The 17,342-nt window shown below is 62.9% G+C and carries 18 protein-coding genes; 12 read left to right on the top strand and 6 right to left on the bottom strand.

Going from position 1 to position 17,342, the window contains the following annotated elements; genetic code table 11:
• Positions 1-22 precede the first annotated feature (22 nt).
• Positions 23-988 carry a 4-hydroxybenzoate octaprenyltransferase gene (gene ubiA, locus MRY75_RS12350; RefSeq protein WP_292308223.1) on the bottom strand — a complete coding sequence of 322 codons (966 nt, stop codon included), beginning with the start codon at positions 986-988 and terminating at the stop codon, positions 23-25.
• A gap of 24 nt (positions 989-1,012) precedes the next feature.
• On the opposite strand from ubiA, the gene MRY75_RS12355 reads away from it, so the two are divergent.
• The 3 genes from MRY75_RS12355 (at position 1,013) to MRY75_RS12365 (ending at position 3,761) form a co-directional block, all read left to right on the top strand.
• A complete protein-coding gene (locus MRY75_RS12355) occupies positions 1,013-1,732 on the top strand; it encodes a 16S rRNA (uracil(1498)-N(3))-methyltransferase (protein ID WP_292308314.1) in 720 nt (239 codons plus the stop codon).
• Between the two features lie 64 nt (positions 1,733-1,796).
• Positions 1,797-2,327 (top strand): hypothetical protein, encoded by a 531-nt coding sequence (locus MRY75_RS12360; RefSeq protein ID WP_292308225.1) that lies wholly within the window; start codon positions 1,797-1,799, stop codon positions 2,325-2,327.
• Positions 2,328-2,390: 63 nt separating this feature from the next.
• Entirely contained in the window at positions 2,391-3,761 is a 1,371-nt protein-coding gene (locus MRY75_RS12365) for a glutamate--cysteine ligase (protein ID WP_292308227.1), read from the top strand.
• A 58-nt stretch (positions 3,762-3,819) separates the two neighbouring features.
• Here MRY75_RS12365 and MRY75_RS12370 read toward each other — a convergent pair whose 3' ends face one another.
• From MRY75_RS12370 to MRY75_RS12380, 3 genes are all read right to left on the bottom strand, one after another.
• The gene (locus MRY75_RS12370; RefSeq protein ID WP_292308229.1) at positions 3,820-5,397 is read right to left on the bottom strand and encodes a gamma-glutamyltransferase family protein; all 1,578 of its coding nucleotides are present in this window, start codon (positions 5,395-5,397) and stop codon (positions 3,820-3,822) included.
• A 306-nt stretch (positions 5,398-5,703) separates the two neighbouring features.
• The gene (locus MRY75_RS12375; RefSeq protein ID WP_292308231.1) at positions 5,704-6,159 is read right to left on the bottom strand and encodes an ATP-binding protein; all 456 of its coding nucleotides are present in this window, start codon (positions 6,157-6,159) and stop codon (positions 5,704-5,706) included.
• On the bottom strand, positions 6,119-6,457 hold the full coding sequence (locus MRY75_RS12380; protein WP_292308233.1) for an STAS domain-containing protein: 339 nt from the start codon (positions 6,455-6,457) through the stop codon (positions 6,119-6,121). Before MRY75_RS12380 ends, MRY75_RS12375 begins: the two co-directional genes overlap by 41 nt.
• Before the next feature lie 90 nt (positions 6,458-6,547).
• Between MRY75_RS12380 and MRY75_RS12385 the strand changes: the two genes are divergently transcribed.
• Entirely contained in the window at positions 6,548-7,711 is a 1,164-nt protein-coding gene (locus tag MRY75_RS12385; protein ID WP_292308235.1) for an acetyl-CoA C-acyltransferase, read from the top strand.
• A gap of 57 nt (positions 7,712-7,768) precedes the next feature.
• Positions 7,769-8,224 carry a GAF domain-containing protein gene (locus tag MRY75_RS12390; protein ID WP_292308236.1) on the top strand — a complete coding sequence of 152 codons (456 nt, stop codon included), beginning with the start codon at positions 7,769-7,771 and terminating at the stop codon, positions 8,222-8,224.
• Positions 8,225-8,226: 2 nt separating this feature from the next.
• On the opposite strand, the gene MRY75_RS12395 is transcribed toward MRY75_RS12390, so the two are convergent.
• The gene (locus MRY75_RS12395) at positions 8,227-8,442 is read right to left on the bottom strand and encodes a hypothetical protein (protein ID WP_292308238.1); all 216 of its coding nucleotides are present in this window, start codon (positions 8,440-8,442) and stop codon (positions 8,227-8,229) included.
• Positions 8,443-8,474: 32 nt separating this feature from the next.
• Here MRY75_RS12395 and MRY75_RS12400 point away from each other — a divergent pair, with 32 nt between their 5' ends.
• From MRY75_RS12400 to MRY75_RS12425, 6 genes are all read left to right on the top strand, one after another.
• The gene (locus MRY75_RS12400) at positions 8,475-9,047 is read left to right on the top strand and encodes a helix-turn-helix domain-containing protein (RefSeq protein WP_292308239.1); all 573 of its coding nucleotides are present in this window, start codon (positions 8,475-8,477) and stop codon (positions 9,045-9,047) included.
• Positions 9,047-9,451: a GFA family protein gene (locus MRY75_RS12405; RefSeq protein ID WP_292308241.1), complete on the top strand. Its 405-nt coding sequence runs from the start codon at positions 9,047-9,049 to the stop codon at positions 9,449-9,451. The genes MRY75_RS12400 and MRY75_RS12405 overlap by 1 nt, the downstream gene beginning before the upstream one ends.
• Before the next feature lie 3 nt (positions 9,452-9,454).
• On the top strand, positions 9,455-10,078 hold the full coding sequence (locus MRY75_RS12410) for a LysE family translocator (RefSeq protein WP_292308242.1): 624 nt from the start codon (positions 9,455-9,457) through the stop codon (positions 10,076-10,078).
• A gap of 11 nt (positions 10,079-10,089) precedes the next feature.
• Entirely contained in the window at positions 10,090-12,528 is a 2,439-nt protein-coding gene (locus MRY75_RS12415) for an FAD-dependent oxidoreductase (RefSeq protein ID WP_292308244.1), read from the top strand.
• A complete protein-coding gene (locus MRY75_RS12420; protein WP_292308246.1) occupies positions 12,525-13,397 on the top strand; it encodes a homocysteine S-methyltransferase family protein in 873 nt (290 codons plus the stop codon). Before MRY75_RS12415 ends, MRY75_RS12420 begins: the two co-directional genes overlap by 4 nt.
• A gap of 67 nt (positions 13,398-13,464) precedes the next feature.
• Complete coding sequence (locus tag MRY75_RS12425; RefSeq protein ID WP_292308248.1) at positions 13,465-15,909, top strand: FAD-dependent oxidoreductase; 2,445 nt, start codon at positions 13,465-13,467, stop codon at positions 15,907-15,909.
• A 7-nt stretch (positions 15,910-15,916) separates the two neighbouring features.
• On the opposite strand, the gene MRY75_RS12430 is transcribed toward MRY75_RS12425, so the two are convergent.
• The gene (locus MRY75_RS12430) at positions 15,917-16,453 is read right to left on the bottom strand and encodes a hypothetical protein (protein ID WP_292308250.1); all 537 of its coding nucleotides are present in this window, start codon (positions 16,451-16,453) and stop codon (positions 15,917-15,919) included.
• A 156-nt stretch (positions 16,454-16,609) separates the two neighbouring features.
• Between MRY75_RS12430 and MRY75_RS12435 the strand changes: the two genes are divergently transcribed.
• Positions 16,610-17,257: an RluA family pseudouridine synthase gene (locus MRY75_RS12435; protein WP_292308252.1), complete on the top strand. Its 648-nt coding sequence runs from the start codon at positions 16,610-16,612 to the stop codon at positions 17,255-17,257.
• The last annotated feature ends 85 nt before the right edge of the window (positions 17,258-17,342 follow it).

The following is a 17,342-nucleotide window of genomic DNA, read 5'->3' on the forward strand; positions in this document are numbered from 1 at the left end:
GCTGCACCGCTCCGGATGGCAATCACGCGAAAAGGGCAGTGGCGAAAAACAGCACAGGGATCAGACCGGCATCCCGGTTGGACCGGAAGAGATGCAGCAGCCGGTCCATGTCATCCAGCTTGAGGCGCCGCATCTGCCACATCATGTGCCAGCCCATCGCCCAAGGTCCGCCCAACGCGAGCACCAGGGCGAGGATCTCGCCACGCGGAGCCGCGAGGATGATGGCATAGCCCATCAGCGCAACGGTCAGGACGAGGAACCATGCAAGGTATTTGGGGGTCGCCTCACCAAAAAGGCGAGCGGTGGATTTGACGCCGATCAGCGCATCGTCTTCCTTGTCCTGATGGGCGTAGATTGTGTCATAGAACAGTGTCCACGCCATGCCGGCCAGGTAGAGGCACACCGCAGGCCATTGCAGTTCGCCCGTATGGGCCGTCCATGCAAGCAGCGCACCCCAGTTGAAGGCGATGCCGAGAAAGATTTGCGGCCACCACGTGAAGCGTTTGGCGAAGGGATAGATCGCAACGGGCAACAGCGCGATGATGCCCAGCAGGATCGCCTGAACCGGGAAGGTGATCAGGATACAGAACGCGATAAGGGATTGGATCACGGCCCAGCTCAGCGCCTGTTTCACCGTGACCTGACCGGACGGGATGGGTCGCGAGGCGGTACGGGCAACGCTGCCGTCGAAGTCGCGGTCGGTGATGTCGTTCCATGTGCAGCCTGCGCCACGCATCAGGAAGGCGCCAATGCCGCAGCCCAGGATGATCCACGCATCAAAGAGCCGCGCCTCTCCGGTGTGGAACATCGCAAGTAGCGCACCCCAGACGCAGGGCAGATAGAGCAGCCATGTGCCGATGGGACGATCCGCGCGGCTTAATCGCAGGTACGGGCGAGACCATGCCGGGGCGAGCGTGTCGACCCAGTTGCCCGTGACGGCATCGGCAACCTGACCGCTCTGGTCTGGTGAAATCTGCGGGCCGGGCATATGTGTTGCTCCATGAATTCGAAGATGCGTGCGAAAGTCAGGCTTTTTGTAGAGCAGCCGCTTGGGGCGGTACAACCGGTTCCTCTGACGCGGGAGCAGGCGCATTACCTGTTTGGCGTGATGCGGATGGCGGTTGGCGACCCTGTGGCGCTGTTCAACGGGCGCGATGGCGAGTGGCAGGCCGAGGTCGCCGAGGCGGGCAAGCGCGGTGGCATCCTTGTGTGCCGGGAGCCGTCGCAGCCGCAGGTGATGCCGCCGGATGTCTGGCTGATGTTCGCGCCGATCAAGAAGGCGCGCACGGATTTCATCGTGGAAAAGGCGGTGGAGATGGGCGTGCGGCGGGTGATGCCCGTGCAGACCGCGCACACCAATTCCGAGCGCATCCGGCAGGACCGGTTGCAGGCCCATGCGGTCGAGGCGGCCGAGCAATGCGGCGGGGTCTTCGTTCCCGAGGTGACTGATCTCGCACGGTTGGATCGGGTGTTGGGCAAGTGGGACCCGTCGCGGCGGATCGCATTTTGCGACGAGGCGCTGGCGGGAGAGAGCGGGCGACTGCCGGATGCGCCGGGGCCGTGGGCGATCCTGATCGGACCCGAAGGCGGATTTTCCGAGGACGAGCGCAGGCGGCTGCGGGGGATGGACTGCGCCAGCCCCATCAGCCTCGGGCCACGTATCCTGCGGGCCGATACGGCTGCGGTGGCGGCGTTGACGCTGTGGCAAAGCACGCTGGGGGACTGGGCGTGACGGATTTTCGGTCGACCGAAAATCGCACATCCGTCGACGGATGTGCGGCTCCCGGTGGCCCGCGATGAGCTTTATCCGTCCCGAAGTAAGCGCGACGATCCTGCGTTGGCGCGAGGCGTTGATCGGGGCTGCGGTGCTGCTGCTTGGGGTCTATTGGGTCGTGGGCGTCAGGCCCGGCCTTCTTACTTGGATCGGCTATCTGGCCCTGTTTCTGGGGGCGGCGCTGTTCTTTGCCGGGCTGCAGCGCGGACGCGCGCGGATGGGTGGCGGCGGGCCGGGCGTGGTGCAGGTGGTGGAACGGCGGATCGGCTATTTCGGGCCGCTGAATGGCGGGTTGGTGGATCTGGACGCCATGACGTCGCTCAGCCTCGACCCGACGGAACACCCGCGCCATTGGATCATCACGCACGAGGGCGGACCGGCGCTGCACATTCCCGTGAACGCGGAAGGCGCGGATGTCCTGTTCGATGCCTTTGCCAGCCTGCCGGGGCTGAGCCCGGGCCGTGTGGCGGCGACCTTGAAACACGAGGGCACCGGGCCAATTGTGCTCTGGCGCAGGGCTGACCTTCAAAAACGGATCCAGAGCCTGCATTGACAGCCCCGGGAAATCAGCCCAAGGCTGACCCCGATTGACGAGCAGACAGACCGGAGACGCGCCATGTCCATCCCCCAATCCGGCGGCGGGCCCATCGAACACCACGACCAGCTGGCCGAATATCTGGCCTCGGGGTGCAAGCCCAAGGATGACTGGCGCATCGGCACCGAGCACGAGAAGTTCGGCTATTGCAAGGATACGTTGCGCCCCCTGCCCTATGAAGGCGAACGTTCGATCCTTGCCGTCCTGCAGGGTCTGCGTGACGCGCATGGCTGGGACCCCGTGATGGAAGGCGCAAACCTGATCGGTCTGGTGAAGGATGGCGCGAACATCTCGCTCGAGCCCGGTGGGCAGTTGGAACTGTCCGGTGCGCCATTGGAGACGATCCACCAGACCTGCGACGAGGTGAACGACCACCTGCGCGACGTGAAAGACATTGCCGACAAGATCGGTGTGGGGTTCATCGGGCTGGGTGCTGCGCCGATCTGGCGGCACGAGGACATGCCGCTGATGCCCAAGGGGCGCTACAAGCTGATGGACAGCTACATGGAAAAAGTCGGCACCGCTGGCACGACCATGATGCGGCGCACCTGCACGGTTCAGGTGAACCTCGACTTTTCGTCCGAGGCAGACATGGTGCAGAAGCTGCGCGTCGCATTGGCGTTGCAGCCGGTGGCCAACGCGCTCTTTGCCACATCGCCGTTCTTCGAAGGCAAGCTGAACGGACACAAAAGCTGGCGCGGGCGGGTCTGGCGGCATCTGGACGATGCACGCACAGGGATGCTGCCTTTCGTGTTCGAGGACGGTTTCGGGTTCGAGGCGTGGGTGCAATACGCGCTCGATGTGCCGATGTATTTCGTCTACCGCGATGGGGTTTATCACAACGCGCTGGGGCAGTCGTTCCGCGATTTCCTCAAGGGTGAATTGCCCGCAATGCCGGGAGAAATGCCGACCCTGTCGGATTGGGCGGATCACCTGACGACGATCTTCCCCGAAGCGCGGGTGAAGAAATACATCGAGATGCGTGGTGCCGATGGTGGCCCGTGGCGACGGCTGTGCGCGCTGCCTGCGTTCTGGGTCGGTCTGACCTATGACCAGTCGGCGCTGGATGCGGCGTGGGATCTGGTCAAGGACTGGGATGCCGAAACCCGCGAGGGGCTGCGTGTGGCCGCGTCGGTGGACGGGCTTCAGGCCGAGGTGAACGGGATCAGGATGCACGATCTTGCGCGCGAAGCGTTGAAGATTTCCGAGGCCGGTCTGGTGGCGCGGGCGCGTCCCGGTGCGGGCGGTCTGGTGCCGGACGAGACCCATTTCCTGAACGCGCTGAAGGACAGCGTGGAGACCGGCAAGACCATGGCGGACGAACTGATCGACCATTACAACGGCGACTGGAACGGCGACATCAGCCGGATTTACGGCGAGTACAGTTACTGAGGCGGTGCAACCCTTCGACGGGTTGCGCCCGGCTTTTCGAAAAGCCGGGCACCGTTGATCAATATCCGATCGCGCAGCCGTCCTTGCGCGGATCCGATGCCCCTTCCAGAACGCCATGGTCGTGGATCAGGATCGCCTGGGCGCCCCCGATGGCAACCTCTGGGGTTTCCACCTCGTGCCCCAAGTCCACAAGCTGCGCCCGGACCGCGTCGGAATAGCCGCGTTCCACCATCAGCTTGCCGTTCTCGGCAAAACAGCGCGGCGCATCGAGCGCCTCCTGCGGGGCCAGTCCGAAATCGGTCATGTTGGTGACGGCACGGGCATGGCCGCAGGACTGGTACTGACCGCCCATGACGCCGAACGGCATGGCGACACGGCCTGCGTCGCGGATCATGCCCGGAATGATCGTGTGCATCGGCCGCTTGCCGCCGCCATATTCGTTGGAATGGCCTTCCTGAAGGGTGAACCCTGCACCCCGGTTCTGGAACAGGATGCCGAATTTCTCGGACGCAATGCCCGAGCCGAAGCTGTGGAAGACCGAATAGATCAGCGACACGACCATGCGGTCCTTGTCGACAACGGTGATGTAGATCGTGTCCTTGTGCACCGCTTCGCTGAGCGCTGCGGGACCTGCCATCGCCTTTTTCGGGTCGATCAGAGTGGCCAGTTTCTGCGCCGTCTCCATCGACAGCATGTGATCCAGCTTGGTCATATGCTCGGTATCGGCCACGAAACGGTTGCGCGCGTCATAGGCCAGCTTCGTTGCCTCGGCTTCGATATGCGCACGCTCTGCGCCGAAGGGATCGAGAGAGGCGATGTCGAACTGCGACAGGATGTTGAGCAGCAGGATCGCCGTCGCGCCCTGCCCGTTTGGCGGATGCTCGAGCAGCTCGCGCCCCTGATAGGTGCCACTGATCGGCGCGCCGATGGTGGTGGCGGCGTTGGTGAAATCGGCCTCGGTGTGCACGCCGCCCAGCGCGTTGAGCGTGGCGAGCATGTCTTCGGCAACTTCGCCTTTGTAGAACCCGTCACGCCCGTCTTTTGCGATGCGGCGGAGGACCTCGGCGTTTCCGGGCAGGCGGAAGACCTGACCGCGTTGCGGGTTGGCGCCTTGCAGGAGGTAATGCGTACGCGCGTGCCCCTGAAGCAGATGCGCATTTTTCGCCCAATCCCACGCCACACGTTCGGCCACAGGCAGGCCGTTTTCCATATAGTCGATGGCGGGTGCGAGGCTGTCCGCGATGCCAAGCCGCCCCCAACGCTCGGACATTGTGCAGAAGGCGTCGATCGCGCCCGGCACCGTCACCGCCTCGGGGCCGTAGAGTGGCACTGTTGCCTCACCCCGGTTGCGCAGGTCATCGGCTTTGGCTCCGGCAGGTGCGCGCCCGGATCCGTTGACCGCGATCACTTCGTCCCCGCCTGCGGGAGAGATCAGGGCAAAGCAATCGCCTCCGATGCCGGTCATCGCCGGTTCGGCCTGACCGAGAATCACCGCACCCGCGATGGCGGCGTCCACGGCATTGCCACCGCGCTTGAGGATGTCGACGGCGGCCTGAGCTGCCAGAGGATGCGACGTGGCGCACATCCCGTTTGTCGCCATCACCGCAGAGCGGCCCGGCATCTGAAAATCGCGCATAGGATTTGTCCCTCCCTTGTTGCGGTGCAACATAGGCAGACGCAGGGTCAGGTCAATCAGGTGATGTCCGGGGGGAAGTACCTCGACGCCGCACACTGGGTGGGGGCTGTTAACGGTGCGACGCCGAGGTGAAGCTTTCAGCAGCTACAGTCTCTGTTTGACGTCAGACCAAGGCCAGATTTCGCTGGGATTGGGGCCATTTCTGGGCATCGTTTTCAGAAATCGTTAGAATTTATCCCTTGTTTTCATGACTATTTCCGAAACGGGAACAATACCCGTAAATGTGGCGAAACCGTGTCGGCCAATCTACGCCATCGGCAGATCGATTCTCATCAAAAGGCGGTTTTCCGCGCCGACCCTGACGTGCTGGGTCTCGGATGTCAGGCTGCGAATCAGGAACCAGCCATAGCCGCCTTCGCTGAGCAGTGTAGGATCAGGGCGTCCTTCGCAGAGCGCCAGATCGGGAACAGGACGCCCCCAATCGGTCAGGGTGATTTCGAGCGCCGTCGCCAGTACAGAAACCGAGACAGCAACAGCCCCGAATCCTGACCCTGTATAGGCATGTTCCACGACATTGTTGATCGCTTCGGCAAGCACGATCTGCGTGTCGTCCCGCAGCGATGCGGCTGGCGTGCCGTCCAGCGCGTGATCGACACGGCGCAAGAGATGGGGTGTGACGACATCCAGTGCAGGCAGACATAGGGCAAGCAGATGCGATGCCTCAGTCCTTGACGGTGGCAATGACCTGATCCGCGTCATCATGAATGGCAAAGATCGAATCCATCCGCGTCAGGCGGAACACCTTGTCCACGATGGGCTGCAATGCCGCGAGCTCAAGACTTTGCCCCGGGCGGAGCTGTTTCATTGCGGCGACGACCGCACCCAGTCCGCTGGAGTCGATGAAGTCGACCTTTTGCAGATCGAGGATGAACCGCCCATCCTGCCGCCCGGTGAGCGTGCGCATCTCTTCCTTGAACTGAAGCGCGTTGGGCGCGTCGATCCGGCTGGCATTGACACGGATCAGCGTGGCGGCGGGGTGGTGTTCGGCAATCAGTTCCATGTGTCCTCGTCCTGTGATCTGAGGACACCCTAGACGCCAATCCTTACCATCCGGTATGCAAGGCACGACCAGTCGAACAGGGGGCAGAGGATGACGGACGTTGTGATTACCGGTGCGGCGCGCACCGCGATGGGCGGGTTCCAGGGCGCTTTCTCGGAAGTGACCGCGGCCGATCTCGGTGGGGCTGCCATCCGCGCGGCGCTGGCGCAGTCTGGTGCATCTGCCGTGGACGAGGTGCTGATGGGCTGCGTTCTGCCTGCTGGTCAGGGGCAGGCCCCCGCGCGGCAGGCAGGGTTCGCCGCCGGTCTGGGGGAGGAGGTGCCGGCGACCACGCTCAACAAAATGTGCGGCTCCGGCATGAAAGCCGCAATGATGGCCTTCGACGCCATCGCCCTTGGGCGTGCCACCACCATCGTCGCGGGCGGGATGGAATCCATGACCAATGCGCCTTACCTGCTGCCCAAGATGCGCGGAGGGGCGCGGATCGGCCATGGGCAGGTCATCGACCACATGTTCCTCGACGGTCTGGAAGATGCCTATGACAAGGGTCGCCTGATGGGCACCTTCGCAGAGGAATGCGCCGAGGCGTTCCAGTTCACCCGCGAGGCTCAGGACAACTACGCGCTGCGGTCGCTGTCCAACGCGCTGGATGCGCAGGCATCCGGCGCTTTCGAACACGAGATCACGCCGGTTACCATCTCGACCCGCAAGGGAGAGGTGGTGGTCTCCGAGGACGAACAGCCCGGCTCGGCTCGGCCCGAAAAGATCCCGACATTGAAACCCGCCTTCCGCAAGGACGGCACGGTCACACCCGCCAACAGCTCGTCCATCTCTGACGGCGCGGCGGCCCTGGTTCTGACGACAGCAGAGGCGGCCGGGACCGCTGCCCGCGCTCGGATCGTGGGGCATGCAAGCCATGCGCAGGCACCTGGCCTTTTCACCACGGCCCCGGTGCCCGCTGCGCAAAAGCTGCTGGACCGGATTGGCTGGAGCAAGGACGATGTCGATCTCTGGGAAGTGAACGAAGCCTTCGCCGTGGTGCCGATGGCGTTCATGCATGAAATGGGCCTGAGCCGGGACATCGTGAACGTGAACGGTGGCGCCTGTGCGCTGGGCCATCCCATCGGCGCATCCGGTGCGCGGATCATGGTGACGCTGCTCAACGCGCTGGAAAAGCGTGGGCTGAAGCGGGGTGTGGCAGCGATCTGCATCGGTGGTGGCGAAGGCACGGCCATCGCGATTGAACGCATCTAAGTTTCTTTGAGCTGCAAATACCTCGGGGGTGTGGGGGCTGGCCCCTACTGACATGACATGGCCGATTACACGACGCTTGCCAAAACCATCGCCGCGCTGACCGAAGGCGAAACCGATACGGTCAGCCTGATGGCCACAATCGCCTGCGAGGTGCATCACGCAGACGACCGCTTTGACTGGACGGGGTTCTACCGTGTCGCAGGGCCGGAGTTGCTCAAGATCGGGCCGTATCAGGGTGGGCACGGCTGCTTGGCCATCCCGTTCTCACGCGGTGTTTGCGGCGCTGCGGCCCGCACCGGAGAGGTTCAGCTTGTGCCCGATGTAGACGCGTTCCCCGGGCACATCGCCTGTGCGTCCTCGACCAGGTCTGAACTCGTGCTGCCGGTCTGGAACGGCAAGGGCCGCTTGTTGGGGGTCTTCGACATTGACAGCGACCAGCCGGATGCGTTCACGCAAGAGGACGCGGATGCTCTGGCGGGCATCCTCAAGGAAAGCTTTGCAGCCGTGCAGTAGGCTCAGGCGATGCCGATAAAGGACAGGATCGCAAGGACGATCACGATCAGTCCGACAACATAGATGATGCGGTTCATGGGAGTGGTCCTCGACTTGGGTTGCTTACCTTTCAAACCAGCAGTCTCGCGGTTTGGTTCCAAACAGTTGGGATGCAATGGCCTTGGCGACCGCGTCGCCATGATGAAAATTCCTTTTGAATTTTCACCAAACCATGCCATGAAATTCCGGACGGAATTTTCATGGGCGAGTCGTGCAGCACGATCCGGTTCTTCACAGCAAGACGCTAGGCGCGGACCTTCGGGCGCTGCGCAAGGCGCGCGGGCTGACCTTGCAGGACATGGCGGATCGGCTGGGGCGGTCTGTTGGCTGGGTCAGCCAGATCGAACGCGATCTTTCCGCGCCGTCCATCACCGACCTGCGCCATATCGCCAAGCTGTTCGATGTCCCTGTCTCGCTACTGTTCGGCACGCCTCAGGCGGCGGCGGACGAGGCCGGGTATGTCGTGCGCGCCGGTGCGCGACGGCCCATCGGGAGCGGGGACAGCGGGTTGGTGGAGGAATTGCTTTCGCCCGACCTGTCCGACGATTTCGAGGTGGTGCATTCCACCTTCCAGCCGCACAGCCGCATAGGCGAAGTCGTCACACGCCCAACGCAGGAGGTCGGTTACATCCTGTCGGGCAAGCTCGACCTCGTCATCAGTGATCGCCGCTTCACCCTGACACCGGGCGACAGTTTCCGGATCAAGGCCGAGCCGTTCGAGTGGATCAACCCTTATGATGAGCCCGCCGTTGCGATCTGGGTCATTGCCCCGCCGGTGTATTGATGAGCGATGTCGTGCAGCCCGGGCCGATGATGCTGAAGGGGAGCTGCCTGTGCGGCGCAGTCACCTATACGGCCCATGGTGAGGCCGGAGCACCGGCGGCCTGTCATTGCACCCAATGCCGCAAGCAGTCGGGGCATGTCTGGGCCTCGTCCTACGTTCCGAACGGCACGCTCGAAATCACCGGCGAGGTGCGCTGGTTCCAGTCGTCCGAAAAAGCCCGGCGCGGGTTCTGTCCCATATGCGGATCGGCGCTGTTCTGGGACCACGAGGACGATCCGTTCATCTGTTTCTCCACCGGCTCCATCGACGGACCGACCGGCCTGACCCTGCGCGGTCATATCCATACGCGCAGCAAGGGCGATTACTACACAATCAACCCCACCGATCCGCAGCGCGAGGACTGAGACGTGCTGGAGCTTGCCCTTTCCATTCCGCTTTGGACCTACATCACTTTCATGGGGGCGGCGCTGATCCTGTATATCACCCCCGGTGCGGACATGATGTTCACGCTGGCCAGCGGTATGCGCGGTGGCGCTCGGTCTGGCATGGCGGCTGCAGCGGGCATCGGTCTGGGAGTGATGGGCCATGTCGCGATTGCCGCGGCAGGTCTGGCCGTCCTGCTGATCACCTATCCCATCGCCTATGACGCGCTGCGCTATGCCGGAGCGGCTTATTTGCTCTGGCTCGCCTGGCACACCTGGCGCGACACGTCCGACCCCGCCCGCCGCGAGGGACGCAGCGACACGTGGCGCGCATTCCGGCGTGGCTTTCTGACCAACATCCTGAACCCCAAGGTGGGGCTTTTCGTGCTCGCCTTCCTGCCGCAATTCGCCGATCCGGCCATTGGCCCAGTGTGGCAGCAGATCCTGATCCTCGGCACGCTTCTCGCGTTCGGGGAACTTGCCACCTACTGCCTGCTGGGCGGCTTTGCCGGACTTGCTGCGGCCCGCATCCAGCGCGCCTCGGGCTGGCTGGGAAAACTGTCCGCAATTGTCTTTGGCGGGCTTGCGCTCCGCCTTGCCTGGAACTGAGGAGACCACCCATGTCCGATTTCCCCACAACCACCCGTGTCGTCATCATCGGCGGTGGCGTCGTTGGTGCGTCCTGTGCCTATCACATCGCCAAGGCCGGATGGGACTGCGTGCTGCTGGAGAAGAACGAACTGACAGCCGGCTCCACTTGGCACGCGGCGGGGAACTGCCCGTCTTTCAGCACAAGCTGGGCCGTGATGAACATGCAGCGCTATTCGCTGTCGCTCTACCGGACACTGGCCGACGAGGTCGATTACCCGATGAACTACCACGTCACCGGGTCGATCCGTCTGGGCCACAGCAAGGAGCGGATGCAGGAATTCGAACGCGCCCGGTCGATGGGGCGCTATCAGGGCATGAACCTCGAGATGATGGCCGTGGGCGACATCAAGGACCGCTATCCGTTCATCGAAACCCACGATCTGGCGGGCGCTTTGTATGACCCCGACGACGGTGACATCGACCCGGCGCAGCTCACGCAGGCGCTTGCCAAAGGCGCGCGGATGATGGGGGCGAAGATCGAACGGTTCTGTCCCGCGACGGGCGTCAGCCGAAAAGGCGACGAATGGATCGTGCACACGGACAAGGGCGACATCACTTGCGAAAAAGTGGTGAACGCGGCGGGCTACTATGCCCAGCGCGTCGGCGAATGGTTCAAGCCATATGGCGGGCGCACGGTGCCGATGACGGTGATGAGCCACCAGTATTTCCTGACCGAACCGGTGGCCGAACTGGAAGCGTGGTCGAAGGAGAACGGCAAGCTGCCGCTCTTGCGCGATGTGGACAGCTCCTACTACCTGCGGCAGGAAAAGTACGGTCTGAACCTTGGACCGTACGAACGGAACTGCAAGGCGCATTGGGTCACGCCGGACGATCCCATGCCCGACGATTTCAGCTTCCAGCTTTACCCGGACGATCTGGAACGGCTCGAGTGGTATATCGAGGATGCAATGGCGCGTGTGCCCATCCTTGGAGCGTCCGGTGTGGGCCGGGTCATCAATGGCCCGATCCCCTATGCGCCGGATGGTCTGCCGCTGATCGGGCCGATGCCGGGTGTGCCCAACGCGTTCGAGGCCTGTGTGTTCACCTTCGGCATCACGCAGGGCGGTGGCGCGGGCAAGGTGCTGGCGGAATGGGTGACCGAGGGCCAGACCGAATGGGATATGTGGGCGGTCGATCCGCGCCGCTACACCGATTACGCCGATCAGGACTATTCCGACCAGAAGGCGATCGAGGTCTACGGCCACGAATACGCCATGCATTTCCCGCGTCACGCGTGGCCTGCGGGGCGGGACAAGAAGCTGTCGGCGGTGCATGACAGGATCCTCGCGGCGGGCGGCGTGATGGGGGCCTATAACGGCTGGGAACGGGCGAACTGGTTTGCGCAGCCGGGCGATGACACGTCGGAAGAGGCAACCCAGACCTGGGCGCGGAAAGGCCCGTGGCAGCAACGGATCAAGGAAGAATGTGAAGCGGTGCGCGACGCGGCTGGCGTGATCGCCATTTCCGGCTTCACCCGTCTGGCGGTCGAGGGCCCGGGTGCGCGCGCGCATGTCGATGCGCTGACCTGTTCGGTGCTGCCGAAGCCCGGACGCGTGGGCCTCGCCTATTTCCCGGATGACCGGGGCCGCATCCTGACCGAGATGTCGGTGATCCCGCAAAGCGACGAGGCGATCTGGCTGATCACGGCTGCCGTTGCGCAATGGCACGACCGCGATGTCCTGCTGCGCAATCTGCCCGAGGGGCTGACCGTGCAGGACCGCACGACGAAATATGAGTGTTTCCTCGTGACCGGGCCGAAATCGCGCGAGATGCTGGCGCCTTTGACGGATGCAGATTTGACCCTGCCCTGGCTGTCCTTCCAGGAAGCAAATGTCTGCGGCAAACCCTGTGTGCTGCTGCGCGTGTCCTTCGCTGGTGAACTCGGATGGGAGGTGCACTGCCTGACTGAAGATGCGCCAGAGATCTACGACGCCATTCTGGGTGCAGGGGCCAAGCCCTTTGGCATGTATGCGCTTAATGCGCTGCGGATCGAAAAGGGCTACCGCGCATGGAAGGGCGATCTCTCCACCGACTACACCATGCTGCAGGGTGGGCTGGACCGCTTCGTCAAACTCGACAAGCCGCAGGATTTCCCCGGCAAGGCCGCGCTTTTGGCTGAAAAGCAGCAAGGCGTGGCCAAACGCTTTGTGACGCTGGTCGTCGATGCGGGCGACTACGACGCGCCCTATATGTCGACGCTTTGGCATGACGGGCAGGTCGTGGGTGAGACCACCAGCGGCGACTGGGGCTACCGGGTGAACGCCTCCATCGCGCTGGGTATGGTGCGGGCCGACCTGGCGGTGCCCAGTACGGAACTTGAGATCGACATTTTCGGCGAGATGCGCAAAGCGGTCGTGCAGAGGGACGAACCCCTCTGGGATCCGCAAAACGAAAGGCTGCGCGCATGACAATCACCCTACTGGACGGCGGAATGGGGCAGGAACTCATCCACCGTTCGGGCACTCCTCCAACGCCGCTCTGGTCCACTCAGGTGATGATCGACATGCCGCATCTCGTGCGCGAGATTCATGCCGACTACTTTGCCGCTGGGGCGGAGATTGCCACGACCAACACCTATGCGATCCACCGCGACCGGCTGGCGGGAACCGAGCACGAAAGCCGGTTTGAAGACCTGCATCATATCGCACTCGACATGGCTTTGGCCGCACGTGACGCGCATGGATCGGGGCGGGTTGCCGGGAGTATCGGCCCGCTTGGTGCATCCTACCGTGCCGATCTGCAACCGCCGCACGAGATCGCGGTCGAGCTGATGGCCGAGGTTGCGGGTCTCCTTGCACCTGCCTGCGATATTCTGCTGTTCGAAACGGTGATTTCCGCCGCCCAGACCCGCGCAGCACTGGAAGCGGTGCAAGGGCTCGGCAAACCGGTCTGGATTGCGTTCTCGGTTGATGACGAGGATGGCAGCCTCCTGCGCTCCGGCGAACCGTTGGCCGATGCGGTCGCTCTGTGTGACGACGCGGCCGCTTTGCTCGCCAACTGTTCCGCGCCCGAAGCGATGCCGGCGGCAATTGACGTGCTCAACGCGAGTGGCAAACCGGTTGGCGCTTATGCCAATGCCTTCACCCAGATCACCAAAGAGTTCCTTGCTGACAAGCCCACGGTCGATGCGCTGACCGCGCGGCGCGACATGGGGCCTGAGGCGTATGCCGATCAGGCCGCGACATGGGTCGATCACGGGGCGACGATCCTTGGTGGTTGCTGCGAAACCACCCCGGCCCATATCGCTGAAATCGCCCGGCGGTTCGCGAAGGGCTGACAGATATGAACCGCAGGCGGTCAAACGCCCCCCATCAAAAAAGCATGACCCATTCAGGAGTTTCGTCATGACCGTTCCCACCCATGCCCGCGCCGTCATCATCGGCGGCGGTGTTGTCGGCTGTTCCGTCGCCTATCACCTGACCAAGCTGGGCTGGACGGATGTGGTGCTGCTGGAACGCAAGCAGCTTACCTCGGGCACGACATGGCATGCGGCGGGGCTGATCGGGCAGTTGCGGGCCTCGTCCAACATGACGAAGCTGGCGAAATACACCGCCGATCTTTATTCGACCATCGAGGAAGAAACAGGCGTCGCCACCGGGTTCCGCAAGGTCGGGTCCATCTCGGTCGCGCTGACCAAGGAACGGCACGAGGAGTTGCGTCGGACAGCGGCAATGGCGCGGGCTTTTGGCGTTCCGGTCGAGGAAATCGATACGTCCGAGATCAAGAACAAGTACCCCCATCTCAACACCAGCGATGTGGTCGGCGGCGTCTATCTGCCGAGCGACGGACAGGGCGATCCGGCCAATATCGCGCTCGCGATGGCAAAGGGCGCACGGCAGCGCGGGGCGCAGATTTTCGAGCGCACAAAGGCGACGGGCGTCAATCGCGACGGGCGGCGGATCATTTCGGTCGATTGGGCGTCGGAGGATGGCAGCAGCGGCACCGTCACCTGCGATCACGTGGTGAACTGCGCCGGGATGTGGGGTCGCGAGGTGGGGCAGATGCTGGGGGTCAACGTGCCTCTGCATGCCTGTGAACATTTCTATATCGTCTCCGAACCCATCGCGGGGTTGGAGGCCTTGCCCGTGCTGCGGGTGCCGGATGAATGCGCTTACTACAAAGAAGACGCGGGCAAGATGATGCTGGGGGCGTTCGAGCCGAAATCAAAACCCTGGGGTATGAATGGCATTTCCGACAGCTTCGAGTTCGACCAGTTGCCCGAGGATTTCGACCATTTCGAGCCGATCCTGGAGGCGGCGGTGAACCGGATGCCGATGCTGGCCGAGGCGGGGATTCACACGTTCTTCAACGGGCCGGAGAGCTTTACCCCAGACAACGCCTATTACCTTGGGCAAGCGCGCGAGATGGACAATGTCTGGGTGGCGGCCGGGTTCAACTCCATCGGTATCCAATCGGCGGGTGGCGCGGGCATGGCACTGGCGCAATGGATGGAGGACGGCGCGAAACCGTTCGATCTGGGCGATGTGGACATTGCCCGTGCACAGCCGTTCCAGCGCAACCGGCGTTACCTGAAGGAGCGGGTGACGGAAACGCTGGGTCTGCTCTATGCCGACCACTACCCCTACCGGCAGAAAGCCACCGCACGCGGTGTGCGGCGGACGCCGTTCCACCGGCACCTTCTGGAGCGCGGCGCCGTGACGGGCGAAATCGCGGGTTGGGAACGCGCCAACTGGTATGCGACCGAAGGCCAGACGCCGGAATACGCCTATAGCTGGAAGCGGCAGAATTTCTTCGACAACGTCGCCCGCGAACACAAGGCGATCCGCGAGAATGTGGGCATGTACGACATGTCCTCCTTCGGCAAGCTTCGGGTCGAAGGGCCGGACGCCGAGACGTTCCTGAACCATGTCTGCGGGGCCGACATGTCGGTGCCTGTGGGCAAGATCGTCTACACCCAGTTCCTGAACACGCGCGGCGGGATCGAGGCGGATGTGACCGTGACGCGCCTGTCGGAGACCTGTTATCTGGTGGTGACCCCTGCCGCGACGCGGGCTGCGGATCAGACATGGCTGCAGCGCCATGTGGGCGACCGCCGGGTGGTCATCACTGATGTGACAGCGGCCGAAGCTGTGCTTGCTGTGATGGGACCGAATGCGCGGAAGATCATGCAGGCGGTGTCGCCGGATGATTTCTCGAACGAGGCCAACCCGTTTGGCACGGCCCAGGAGATCGAGATCGGCCTCGGCACTGCACGGGTGCATCGCGTGTCCTATGTCGGGGAGCTGGGGTGGGAGATCTACGTCTCAGCCGATCAGGCGGGGCATGTGTTCGAAACGCTCTGGGAGGCAGGGCAGGATCACGGGCTGTCGCTCTGCGGGATGCATGCGATGGACACCTGCCGGATCGAAAAGGCGTTCCGGCATTTCGGCCATGACATCACTTGCGAGGATCACGTTCTGGAAGCCGGTTTGGGTTTTGCCGTCAAAACCGCAAAACCGGATTTCATCGGGCGTGACGCCGTTTTGCAAAAGCGCGAGGCGGGTTTGCAAACCCGGATGGTGCAGTTCCAACTGACTGATCCGGAACCGCTGCTCTATCACCACGAGCCGATCCTGCGGGACGGGGTGATCGTGGGCTATCTGAGTTCGGGTGCCTACGGACATCATCTGGGTGGGGCCATCGGCATGGGTTACGTGCCCTGCGCCGGGGAAAGCGCAGAGCAGGTGCTGGCCTCGACCTACGAGATCGACGTGGCCGGCACACGGGTGAAGGCGGAGGCGTCGCTCAAGCCGATGTATGATCCGACGTCAGAACGGGTGCGGGGCTAAGCCGGGGTCAGCGCATCCCGATCACGGCATAGCCCCATTTCTTGCCCTTGGTCGGGCAGCCAGCCGCTTTGGTTTTTTCCGCCACACCTGCATCGCGCAGTTCGTTGCAATACCGGGCGACAGCGGCCGGGGTCCAGATCGTTTGGTGTGCCAGAGTGAACCGCTTCCACTTTGCGACGTCTTTCTTGTGGCCCCCGGCATTCAGGATGCGGGCCACGAGCGTAGAGCAGTTCTTCTTGAACATGTCGTAATGTGCGGCGGGCTTGTTCCGCGAGGCATCCCAGACGGTCTTCATCACATCGATATCGCCGCCATAGACCTTGTAGACCACGTGGGGCACGCCACCTTCCCCGGACCAATCGCCCGACAATGTATTGCAGCTCCGTGCCTCGTTAAACACGCTGTTTCCTTCGGGCCACCAACTGACATACCATTCCGTGTCGTTGCGTTCTGTGTGGGCGCCGATATGCATTGATGCATGTCCGACCTGTCCACCATGCGGATACCAGATATATACCGTGCCTGAATGATGACCTGTTGGCATGGCCGTTTCTCCCTTGTCACGCAGAAAACTCGTTTTTGTGAAAGCGGCCAAGGCATTGGCCTGAAAAACGCTAGGCCGAAAAACTGGAAACGCAAAGCAGAATCAATGGTTCGCTCCGGGCTTTTTGACGGCGCTGGGGCGTGATACAGGGCGCCGATGGACATCAGATATGCCCCTCCCGATACGCCCTTGGACATCCTGCATGAAGACCACGAGATCCTCGTGGTCAACAAACCGGCGGGATTGCTGTCGGTCCCCGGAAAAGGGCCGGACCTTGCCGATTGTCTGATCGCGCGGCTGGAGGCGGTGTATCCGCAGGTGCTTCTGGTGCACCGGCTGGATCGGGACACCTCGGGTGTGATGGTTTTCGGCCTGACGCCCCATGCGCAGCGGCATCTGGGGCTGCAATTCGAGAAGCGGCAGACGAAGAAAACCTACCTGGCCCGCGTGGTCGGGCGGCTGGAGCCGAAGACCGGGACGGTGGACCTGCCGCTGATCGTCGATTGGCCGAACCGTCCGCTGCAGAAAGTGGATCACGAGACCGGGAAACCGGCGGTGACAGACTGGCGGGTGATGAAAGCGACGGACGACGAGAGCCGGGTGAAACTCTATCCCCAGACCGGGCGGAGCCACCAGCTTCGGGTGCATATGCTGGCTCTGGGCCATCCGATCCTGGGCGATCCGCTCTATGCGCCCGAAACGGCGGATCAGTATCCACGCATGATGCTACATGCCGAGGAGTTGAGACTTCGGCATCCCGATGGCGGGGAAGGTGTGAAATTTCGGGTGGCCGCGCCGTTTTGAGGTGCTTCGGAGGCTGGAGCGTCCGACCTGCGCAGCCTTCGGCTGCACAATTTGCATAATTGCAAAAAAACGAAGCAGGGGACCT

The organism is Marivita sp., from assembly GCF_022763305.1.
Classification (GTDB): domain Bacteria; phylum Pseudomonadota; class Alphaproteobacteria; order Rhodobacterales; family Rhodobacteraceae; genus Marivita.